The following is a 10,870-nucleotide window of genomic DNA, read 5'->3' as shown; positions in this document are numbered from 1 at the left end:
GTGCAGGCGCTTGAGCGTTTCCTGCAGCGTCTCGTTGTCCGCATCCGCGAGCGACGCTTCCTTCCAGATGGTCACCGCGCGGTCGCGCTGGCCGGCGGCCCACAGCACTTCGCCCAGGTGGGCGCCGATCTCGGGGTCGGGCCGGCGCTTGTAGGCGTCTTCGAGGATGCGCATGGCCTCGGCCGTGTTGCCCAGCCGGTACTCGACCCAGCCCAGGCTGTCGGCGATGAACGGATCGTCGGGCGCCAATTGCACCGCCTTCTGGATCAGCGTGCGCGCCTCTTCGAGCCGCACCTTTCGATCGGCCAGCGAATAGCCGAGCGCGTTGTAGGCGTTCTGGTTGTCCGGCTTGATCTCGATCACGCGGCGCAGCAGGCGTTCCATCTCGTCGAGGCGGTTGAGCTTCTCGGCCACCATCGCCTGGTCGTAGATGAGGTCGGTGTCGGTCGGCGCCGCGGCGCTGGCCTGGGCCAGCATGTCGAAGGCCGCCTGGTACTGCTTGGCATCGCGCAACAGCTGCACTTCGGTCAGGAACTTCTGCTTCTTCTCGTCCGCGGTGCGCTCGGGCAGGCTGCGGACCAGCTCGCGCGCTTGCGACAGCTTGCCCTGGCGGGCCAGCAACGCGGCGCGGCGCGCCTGCGCGCCGACCAAGTCGTCGGTGCTGTCGATGCGGCCCAGCCAGTTTTCGGCGCCGGTGAAATCCTTGCGTCGCTCGGCCAGCTGCGCCATCAGCAGGTAGGCCTGCGTCAGGCCGCGCTCGCGGCCTTCGGGGTCGCGCAGGGTCGGCGCAAGCGAGATGAAGCGATTGAGCGATGCCTCGGCCGCCTTGTCCTGGCGCGCCTGAATCTGGAGACTGCCGAGCAGCAGCCAGGGTTCGGGCAGTTCGGGCCTGGCCGCCGTGAGCGTCGTGAGTTCGGCCTGGGCCTCGGCATAGCGCCGTCCCTCGACCAGCGCCCGGGCGTAGCCGACGCGCATTTCGGGCTGGGCCTTCGGTCCGACGAGATAGCGCTTGACGATCGGCTCGGCCAGCGGCTGGCTGGGGTCCATGATCTCGAGTGCCAGCAGCGCGGGTCCGTCGGCCGACGGGTCCAGCTGCTGGCCTTTGATGGCGGCGTCGAGTGCACCGGGGATGTCGCCGGCGGCCAACCGCAGGCGGCCCACCGTGGCCCAGGCGGCGCCCCCCGTGGCGGGGCTTGCGAGTTCGTCGGCCAGCGCCTGTTCGACCACCGATGCCGCGAGTTTCTTGTCGGTGGCCCTGGAATAGTTGCGGGCGATGACGGCCATCAGGAAGGGTCGCTCGACCTGTGGCGTGGCGGCCATCTCGGCGCGCAGCGGCTCGACCGTTTCGGCGATGCGGTTCAGGGCGATCRGGATCTGCAGCTCGAAGCGGCGTGCCTCGCGCGAATCGGGCAGCGTCTCCTTCCAGGCCCGGGCCGCCGCCAGGGCGGAATCGCCGGAACGCGATTGCAGCGCGATCTCGACCGCGCGCTGGAACAGCTTGCCGTCGCGCGCGCGGCGTGCGGCGTCGAGCACCAGTCCGTAGGCGGTGCCGGGATCGGAGCGCGCGTTGAGTTCACCCAGCAGCACCTCGTAGAACAGCTCGGCGGTCATTGCCGATGGCTGGGCCTGCGAGCTTGCCTTGGGGGGCTCCGGTGTCTCGGGCGATCCTGCGGGCTGCGCGGGGTCGACGACGGATGCGGGGGCGGAGGGCGTGGCGGGCGCGGGAGCTTCAGTCTGGCCTTGCGCCGCGAGCGCGATCAGGGCCAGGAAAGCGGCCGCCGCAAGGCGGGATCGGCGAAGCGTGAAGGTCATCGAAGCCATAATAATCCAAGCTTTTTGCGTCATGTCGCGTGGGGTTTCAACGCCGACGTTTTTTCATGTCAGCCAGCGCCCATGCCTGAACTCCCCGAAGTCGAAGTCACCCGCCGCGGATTCGCGGAACGTATCGCGGGCGCCCGTATCGACGCGGTGCGGGTCGGCAAGCCGCTGCGCTGGGCGTTGGCGGTAGAACCCGCCGAACTGGTGGGCCGCACTGTGCGCGCCGTCCGCCGGCGCGGCAAGTACCTACTGGTCGACCTCGATGCCGGCGTGCTGCTGATGCACCTGGGCATGTCGGGCAGCCTGCGCTTCGACGGCTCGCTGCCCGCCCCGGGGGCGCACGATCACTTCGACCTCGTCACCAGCCGTGGCACGCTGCGGCTCAACGACCCACGCCGCTTCGGCGCCGTGGTCTTTGTCGAGGACGAGTCTTCGCCGCTGGCGCGCAAGCTGCTCGGCGGGCTTGGCATGGAGCCGCTCGGCGATGCCTTCGACTTCGAGGCCTTCCATGCCGGCCTGCGCCGGCGCCGCGCACCGATCAAGCAGGTGCTGCTGGCGGGCGACGTGGTGGTGGGCGTGGGGAACATCTATGCCTCGGAGGCGCTTTTTCTCGCCGGCATCCGCCCGACCTTGTCGGCCGCGCGCATCAGCCGGCCGCGTGCACTGCSCCTGCATGCCGCGGTGCGAGATATCCTTGCGCGGGCGGTCGAGCGCGGTGGGAGTACCCTAAGGGACTTTTCGAATGTAGACGGGCAGAGCGGCTATTTCCAGCTGGAAGCAACGGTCTACGGCCGCAAGGGCGAGCCGTGTCGGGTCTGCGCGACACCGGTGCGCATGATTCGCCAGGGCCAGCGTGCCACGTATTTCTGTCCAGTGTGCCAAAAGCATTGAATCCCCAGAGTAATTGACGCTCTGATGACGCGCCGATGCTATATTTTGTAAGTCGCCCTTACAAATCCTGCTTTGACCGATTCCTTCAATCAGCAATTCGACAAGCATGGCGCTTGGCGGCGCAATTTCGCGCACCGCCTCAAGTGGCTGTCTCGCTGGCTGAATGAAAACGAATTACTGAACCAGAGCGTGGCCGAGCGGCTGCGCGACCTGGAGTCGCAACTGCGCACCAGCAAGGTCATGGTCGCTTTCGTGGCCGAGTTCTCGCGCGGCAAGTCCGAGCTGATCAACGCGATCTTCTTCGCCAGCTACGGGCGCCGGATCATGCCGGCGAGCGCGGGGCGCACCACGATGTGCCCGACCGAACTGGGCTACGACCCTGCGCTGCCGCCGAGCTTGCGGCTGCTGCCGATCGAAACCCGCCTCGAGGCGCATTCCCTGGCACATTGGCGCGACGAGCCCGAGCGCTGGACCGAGATCGCCATCGATGTCGAGAATGCCGAGGAACTGTCGCAGTCGATGAGCAAGGTCGCCGAGGTGCGCTGGGTGCCTCTCGAGGAGGCCCGCGCGCTCGGCTTCTGGAGCGACGATGACCCGGACGACAACCCGGTGCCCGATTCGGATGGTCGGGTCGAGATTCCGCTCTGGCGCCATGCGGTGCTGAACATGCCGCATCCACTGCTGGAGCAGGGCCTGGTGATCCTCGACACGCCCGGCCTCAACGCGATCGGCGCCGAACCCGAGCTCACGGTGAGCCTGATTCCGCAGGCCCATGCGGTGGTCTTCATCCTCGGTGCCGACACCGGCGTGACCCGTTCCGACCTCTCCATCTGGCGTGAGCACCTGGTCACCGAGGGCGACCTCAGCGAAACCCGGATCGTGGTGCTCAACAAGATCGACACGATGTGGGACATCCTGAGCACGCCGGCGCAGATCGATGCCCAGATCCAGCGCCAGCGCAAGGGGGCCGCCGAGCTGCTCGGCGTGCCGCTGTCGCAGGTCTTGCCGGTCTCGGCGCAGAAGGGGCTGCAGGCCAAGATCCGCCGCGACGTACCGCTGCTCCAGGCGAGCCGGCTGCCGGCGCTCGAGGCGGTGCTTGGCGAGGGCCTGCTCGGCAAGCGCGAGACCATGCTCAGGCTGGCCGTCGATGCCGGCATCGTCGCGCTCAGGACCGAAGCCGCGCGCATTCTCAACGTGCGCCAGCGCGACCTGTCCGAGCAGGCGCTCGAACTGCAGGGCCTGCGCGGCAAGAACGGATCCGTGATCCGCCACATGCGCACGCGCATCGAACAGGAACAAACCGAGTTCGAGGGCAGCAACGCCCGCATCCTGGCACTGCGCTCGGTGCAGGGCAAGCTGCTGCGCGAGGTCTATGCGGTGCTCGGCAGCACCGCGCTCAAGGCCGACATGGGCCGCCTCTCGGCGGCGCTCAAGCGGCGTGGCATCAAGTTCAGTGTGCGCAAGGTCTACGGCGAAACCTTCGAATCGCTGCGCAACAACCTGCGCGAGGTGCAGGCGACCAGCGCCGAGATCCAGTCGATGCTGCACGCCACCTTTCGCCAGCTCAATGCCGAACACGGCTTCACGCTGCAGGCGCCGCCCGAGCCCGACCTGTCGGGCTTCGAGCAGCAGCTCGACCAGATCGAACGCAGCCATGTGCACTACCTGGGCGTGGGCAACATGCTCAAGCTGGCGCAGCCCGATTTCTGCGACAAGCTGGTGCGCGCATTGGCCAGCCGGCTGCGGGTGGTCAACGAGGCGGCCATGACCGAGGTCGAGCGCTGGAGCAAGGGCGCAGGCGCCCAGCTCGATGCACAGCTCAAGGAGCGGCGCCGCAATTTCACCAAGCGCATCGAGGCGGTCGAGCGGATCCAGGGCGCGGCCGGCAGCCTCGACGAGCGCCTGGCCGAGCTGGCCGCCCAGGAAGGCCATCTCGGTGAACTGCACCGGCGGCTGGCCGAACTCACCTCCTTGCTGGCCAGCAACGAAGCGCCGAACGTTTCAGTGGCACGGACCGAACTTGTCGCCTGAAAGTCCGCAGGGGCGCGCACCGGGTTTCGCCGAGCGCATCGTGGCCTGGCAGCGCAGCCACGGCCGCAGCGAGCTGCCGTGGCAGAACACCCGGGACCCGTATCGCGTCTGGCTCTCCGAGGTGATGCTGCAGCAGACGCAGGTCAGCACCGTGCTCGGCTACTTCGCGCGCTTCCTGGCGCGCTTCCCGTCGGTGGCCGACCTGGCGGCGGGCACCGAGGACGAGGTGTTCGGGCTCTGGAGCGGACTCGGCTACTACAGCCGGGCGCACAACATGCATCGCTGCGCGCAGGAGGTGGTGGCGCGCTTTGAAGGCGAATTCCCGCAAACGGCGTCTGAGCTTCAGACATTGCCCGGCATCGGCCGCTCGACCGCGGCGGCGATCGCGGCCTTCTGCTTCGGCGAGCGGGTCGCGATCCTGGACGGCAACGTCAAGCGGGTGCTGTCTCGGCTGCTGGCCTTCGACGGCGACCTGTCGTCGGCTGCCCAGGAGCGGCTGCTGTGGAACGAGGCGACCGAACTGCTGCCGCCCGCCGAGGACCGAGCGGCCATCGCCGGCTACACCCAGGGCTTGATGGATTTGGGTGCCACGGTGTGCCTGCCACGCAAGCCCAGCTGCATGATCTGTCCGGTGAGCGACCTGTGCGCGGGCCGCCGTCAGGGCACGCCCGAGAACTACCCGGTCAAGACCCGAAAGCTGCGGCGGACTTCGCAGTCGCTCTGGCTGCTGCTGGCGCGCGACCCCGAAGGGCGCGTGTGGCTGGAAAAGCGGCCATCGCGCGGCATCTGGGCCGGGCTCTACTGCCTGCCGATCTACGAGAGTCGCGAGGCACTGGCGGCAACGCTGACGGCCAAGGACCTTGGCAGCGTCCACGACGAAGCCGCCTTCCTGCATGTGCTCACGCACAAGGACCTGCACTTGCATCCGGTGGCGGTCGAACGCCGCAGCACGCAGCCGCTGGCCGACACGGGCGACTGGTTTGCCGCCGATCAGTGGACCGCGCTGGGCTTGCCGGCGCCGGTGCGAAAGCGGCTCGTGATCGGCTGCGCTTAGGACTCGCGCATAAATAAGGTGACTAAGTTTTCTTCTTTGCTGGGAGCACCGTGTAGTTCCAATCACCATGAAAGTTGTCCGGCTTGAGATTGAGTTGGGCCAACTCCGCGTCAGTGATCTTGATGCCGGTCGGGTACTTGCCTCGATCAAGTTCGGCTTGAATCCTCAGGCCCTCCCGCGTTGTTGTGTTGGCGATCAGATTGATGATGACTTCGTGACTCACCAAAGGCCGGCCTCGCCAGTTCTGGGTGATGTGAGAGAACATGCGATGCTCGATCTTGTTCCATTTGCTTGTCCCCGGTGGGAAGTGACACACATGGATGGGCAACCCGAGGCGCTGCGCCAGGCTTTGCAATGCGACCTTCCACAGACGGCATCGACTGCCATTGCTGCCTCCGCCGTCGGCTGTGATCATCAGCGCACCGGCATGGGCGTAGCGTTTGCTGCCCATCTTCTGCCACCACCGGCCGATCGCCTGGACCGCGAACTGCGCAGTGTCGTGATCAATGCCCACGCTCACCCAGCCTTCGTTGCGACTCATGTCGAACACGCCGTAGGGGATGACCTTGCCGAGTTCGGGATCCGGGAAGTCGTGCACGTCCACCCGTTCGGGTTCACCTTTGCGCTGCCACTCTCGCCCGTTGTTCTTGTACGGGCCCACGAGCTCCTTCTTCTTCGTGTCTACCGATATCACCGGTTGCCCCCGCTGCTGGAATCGCTTGACCTTGACGTTGATATGCTCGAACTGCGCGTTGCGGTCGGGGTGCGYGGTTCCCTCCAAGGTCTTGCGGTTGCCCTGCAAGCTGTAGCCGGCCACGTTCAGCAGCTGCGCCACAGCTCTTGCACTGATCGGGTGTCCATGCAGCGACAGCTCTTGGGCGAGATTGCTCGTGCTCTTGCAGGTCCAGCGCAAGGGCGACTCGGGATCGCCCCGCGTCAAGGGATCCACCAGAAGATCCAACTCAACGCTCAATTGCGGGTCAGTCTCGGTCAAACGCTTGCGGCCACCGCCAGGCCTGCGCAATCGCGAACTGACTTCAGAATCGGCATCACCTTCGCGGGCGGCCAATTCGGCCAACCCTTTGCGTATCGTGTTCGGCGACATTCCGGTGGCGTCGCTCACCGCACTGACGCCACCCCAACCGTAGGCGCGCGCTTCAGTCGCCGCCCAATGCCGACGGGCCCGCTCRTCCAGCACTGCTGCCAGCGATCGGTACTTCGACTCGATCTGCTCTATCGCGAATGCAATCTGCATTGCGCTTTAGAACACATCCCACAAAGTTTATCAAGTTATTTTTGCGCGAGCCCTTAGGTTCGGCTTCCTCACGAACGGGCGCATCTGGCGCGTGTACGACACCGACAAAGTCACCGCGCGCAAGACCTACATCCAGTTCGATCTGGAAGTCATCTGCGCGTTGGACGACAGCGCCGAAAAGCGTGAGGCTCTGGCGCTGTTCGGCTTCTTCTTCGGGCGTGACACCTATGTCCCGCCCGCCGTTCCAGGGCGGACCACCGCTATCGAGCAGGCCATTGCCGATTCCGCCGACTTCACGCTGGAGGTGGAAGAGAATCTCAAGGCAGTGATCTATGGCTACGCGGGCGAAGACTCGTTGTTCGAGATCATGGGACGCGCCATCCAACGCGCCAACCCCAAAGCCAGCATGGCTAGCGTGTACGAGAACAGCGTGGTGTTGCTGTTCCGATTGCTGTTCGTCGTGTACTTTGAGGACAAGAACCACGAACTACTGGCGCGGCACCCGTTTTACAAGCGCTACAGTCTGGGCCAAATTTTCCAGAGCTTGCCGGCCAAAGGCGACGCGCGCAGCAGACGGCACGATGGCGTGTATGCACTCAAACAGCTATTCGAAATGCTCGACGAGGGCGCCGAAGACATCGACGTTCCGCTTTTCAATGGCGGTCTTTTCGATCCCCAACGTGCACCATTGTTGCTGCAGCCTAAAATTTTTGACAATGCCACGCTGCGCGAGGTGCTGGAAAAGCTGCTCTTCAAGACCAATCGCGGCACCACCCTGTTTGACACGCGGCGCGACTTCAAGAACATGAGCGTCACCCACCTCGGGCGCATCTACGAAGGGCTGCTGGAGTTCCGATTCGAGAAGGCGGTGGAGAGCGCCGTGTACCTGGAATACGAGAGCGCAGTTACGAAGGGGAAGACTGTCGAAGCCTATTTCGATGCCTACGACACCGCGCTCATCCGCAAGGAAAAAGGCTTCAGGTCCCTGCGCGAGATCAGCGTTAAAAAGGGCGACGTATACCTCAAGAGCGCCAGCAACACGCGCAAGACCTCGGCCAGCTACTACACGCCCGCCTCGCTCTCGCAGCCGCTGGTAAAAGCCGCCGTGGATCAGGCGCTGGCCATCGCAGGGGCACACGGCAAAGCCTTGATGGATCTCAAGGTGCTGGACAACGCCTGCGGCAGCGGGCATTTCCTGGTCGAGGCGCTCAGCTACCTGACCGACCTGGCTCTGGACCGGCTCCACGATGACGCCGACCTCCAGGGACTCGTGGCGCAGGAAAGCGCCAAGATTGCCGATCAGCTCAAGTTCCTCAACCTCGACTATGTGCCCGATGATGCGCAGATCTTGAAGCGCGCCTTGCTCAAGCGCTGCATATTCGGCGTGGACCTGAACCCTTTTGCAGTGGAGCTTGCGCGCCTTAGCCTGTGGATGGACAGTTTCATCTTCGGCACGCCGCTGTCGTTTATTGAACACCACGTTCAGCACGGCAATGCGCTCATGGGCGCGAGCGTGCAAGAGTTCGTTTCGTACAACGCGGTCGAAGTGGCCCAGAACGACCTGTTCGTGGACAACCTCAGCGCCCGGTTCGACGAGCTGCGCACCGTGATGCATGAGCTCGACGCCATGCGCGATACCACGGCCCAAGAGGTGGAGCAATCCAAAAAGCTGTGGAAGACGTCCATTGCGCCTAAGCTCAACCTGCTTTCGCGTGCGCTCAGCTTCATTTGCACGCGTCGCGCCCTGCTGGCCGAAGGCGAGAGAGCAGCTTGCGAGGCGCTGAGCAAGACGCCCAACCTTGTCAACGAGTTGTTCGACGAAGGCAAGACCAAAACCGCCGCATTGCGGCAGGTCGAGGCCTATGCCCAGAAGTACAACTTCTTCCACTATGAGGTCGCGTTCCCCGAGGCCTTTGCGGGCGAGCGCAAGGGCTTCGACCTCATTCTTGGCAACCCGCCCTGGGACAAAACCAAGTTTGCCGACACCGATTTCTTCCCGCAGTACCACAGCAACTACCGTAGCCTGAAGAACTCCGAAAAGGCCGCAGTTCAGACGCGCTTGCTGCAGAGTCCGCACATCGCCACCGCCTACCAGGGTGCGCTCGCTTTCCACGACGCAGCCAATGAATACTACAAGGACAAGGCGGTGTTTCCGCTCAACAAAGGCATGGGCGACGGCAACCTGTTCCGCCTGTTCGTGGAGCGCAACCTGGGATTGCTCAAGCCGGGAGGCAACCTCAGCTATGTGTTGCCCAGTGCCCTGATGTTTGAGGAAGGCTCTACGGGTTTGCGTAAACACATCTTTGCGCAGTGCGAACTACGCTTCTTTCACAGCTTTGAGAATCGGAAGCCCATATTCCCAGATGTGGACTCTCGCTACAAGTTTGCGATGATTCAGGTGGTTAACGCGCCGCCAAACCCCGATACGCCTCCCATCGACACTGCCTTTTACGTGCTTGATGCGGCGGATCTGCAGCGTCCGGAGACGCGCATTCCTTACCCGCTGGCGACGGTGAAAGCGCTGTCACCCGAGCAATGGGCCTTGCTGGAGTTGCGCAACCGCGCCGATCTGCCGATTTTGCAAAAGTGCTACAGCGCGTTCCCCGCGCTTTCGGCAGACTGGCTGGATTTCCGTCGCGAACTGCACATGACCGATGACAAGGATTTGTTCATCGAGCGGTTCATGCCAGGCCTGCTTCCGCTATACGAGGGCAAGATGATCTGGCAGTACAGCCATGTGTTCGAGCAGCCGCAATACTGGTTGGACCGGAAAGCCTTCGACCAGCGACTGCACAGCAAGGAACTGCATCGGATGGCGCAAGATCTGGCCTTGCCAAAGGCGGAGGTGGGAAAGCACTCGGCGGAGGTTCGCTACGACCGGGAATACGTGCGCTTGGGTTTTCGGAGCGTTGCGAGCGACACCAACGAACGAACGTTGATTTTTAGTTTGTTGCCCAAAAACGTAGGCTTGGGGCATTCCTTGTTTGCGAATGCGGCCAAGCGCTACGAAACTGACGCGGACGGCACCCTCGCTGCGAAGGCGGTATCGCCTTTGCGCTTGCTGCTGGCGCTGGCCTGGTTTAACAGTGTGCCGGTGGACTGGTTGGCCCGGCAGATGATTCAATTCAACGTCAGTCAGACCTACCTCTACCGCTTGCCCGTGCCGCAACCCAGCGACTCCGACATCCTGGCAAATGCCGACTACGCGGCGCTCGCCAAAAACGCGTTGCTACTGAGCCTGGCCGCTAGTTGGGATGATTTCGCCGAACTCGCGCCCCTGTTCAATGTGAAAAAGCAGGACGTGCCGGTGTCCGCCAAAGCCATGGACATGCTGCGTGCCGACAACGACCGCACGGTGGCGCGGCTGTACGGCATCACGACCGGCGATTTTGTGCACATGCTGAGCGGCTTCAAAGGCTTGGCAACCAAGCGGCCCGAGTACCTCGCCTTGCTTCATGGCTGAGATTAATTCTTGAACGCGGTCCTGGATTCTTCGCCGGTGTCGGCACCCATCGCCCGGGCCTTCGCGATCGAAGCCCACGGCGACCAGATGTACGGCCCTCACCCGTACTCACATCACCTCGATGCAGTGGCTGAGCTCGCGCGGCCCTATGGCGATGACGCCGAGGCTGCAGCGTACCTGCACGACGTGAAGGAAGACGTCGCGGGCATGACGCTCGAGGCGCTGCAGGCACGCTTCGGCGATGAGGTGACCGAGGCGGTCGACCTGCTGAGCGACCCACCAGGTGCGGACCGCAAGGAACGCAAGGCGAAGGCTTATGCCCGACTGGCGACGACAGCCAACCGTCTCGCCCTAATCG

General features: G+C 64.1%; 7 protein-coding genes. 5 read left to right on the top strand and 2 right to left on the bottom strand.

Annotation, left to right across the window (positions count from 1 at the left end; all coding sequences use genetic code 11):
• The coding region (locus AC1DY5_RS26725) for a tetratricopeptide repeat protein (RefSeq protein ID WP_478116296.1) at window positions 1–1,611 on the bottom strand (1,611 nt) is incomplete at its 3' end.
• Between the two features lie 282 nt (window positions 1,612–1,893).
• Here AC1DY5_RS26725 and mutM point away from each other — a divergent pair.
• The 3 genes from mutM (at window position 1,894) to mutY (ending at window position 5,794) form a co-directional block, all read left to right on the top strand.
• On the top strand, window positions 1,894–2,709 hold the full coding sequence (gene mutM, locus AC1DY5_RS26720) for a bifunctional DNA-formamidopyrimidine glycosylase/DNA-(apurinic or apyrimidinic site) lyase (protein WP_478116298.1): 816 nt from the start codon (window positions 1,894–1,896) through the stop codon (window positions 2,707–2,709).
• Window positions 2,710–2,781: 72 nt separating this feature from the next.
• On the top strand, window positions 2,782–4,740 hold the full coding sequence (locus AC1DY5_RS26715) for a dynamin family protein (protein WP_478116295.1): 1,959 nt from the start codon (window positions 2,782–2,784) through the stop codon (window positions 4,738–4,740).
• Window positions 4,730–5,794, top strand: a complete 1,065-nt coding sequence (mutY, locus tag AC1DY5_RS26710; protein WP_478116293.1) for an A/G-specific adenine glycosylase — start codon at window positions 4,730–4,732, stop codon at window positions 5,792–5,794. Before AC1DY5_RS26715 ends, mutY begins: the two co-directional genes overlap by 11 nt.
• Before the next feature lie 22 nt (window positions 5,795–5,816).
• On the opposite strand, the gene AC1DY5_RS26705 is transcribed toward mutY, so the two are convergent.
• Entirely contained in the window at window positions 5,817–7,049 is a 1,233-nt protein-coding gene (locus tag AC1DY5_RS26705; protein ID WP_478116291.1) for an ISAzo13 family transposase, read from the bottom strand.
• 91 nt (window positions 7,050–7,140) lie between these two features.
• Between AC1DY5_RS26705 and AC1DY5_RS26700 the strand changes: the two genes are divergently transcribed.
• A complete protein-coding gene (locus tag AC1DY5_RS26700) occupies window positions 7,141–10,512 on the top strand; it encodes an Eco57I restriction-modification methylase domain-containing protein (RefSeq protein WP_478116289.1) in 3,372 nt (1,123 codons plus the stop codon).
• Window positions 10,513–10,521: 9 nt separating this feature from the next.
• On the top strand, window positions 10,522–10,870 hold a 349-nt coding region (locus AC1DY5_RS26695), incomplete at its 3' end, for an HD domain-containing protein (RefSeq protein ID WP_478116287.1).

The organism is Variovorax sp. P4_D9, from assembly GCF_056401695.1.
This window is presented reverse-complemented; position numbering and strand designations above follow the sequence as displayed.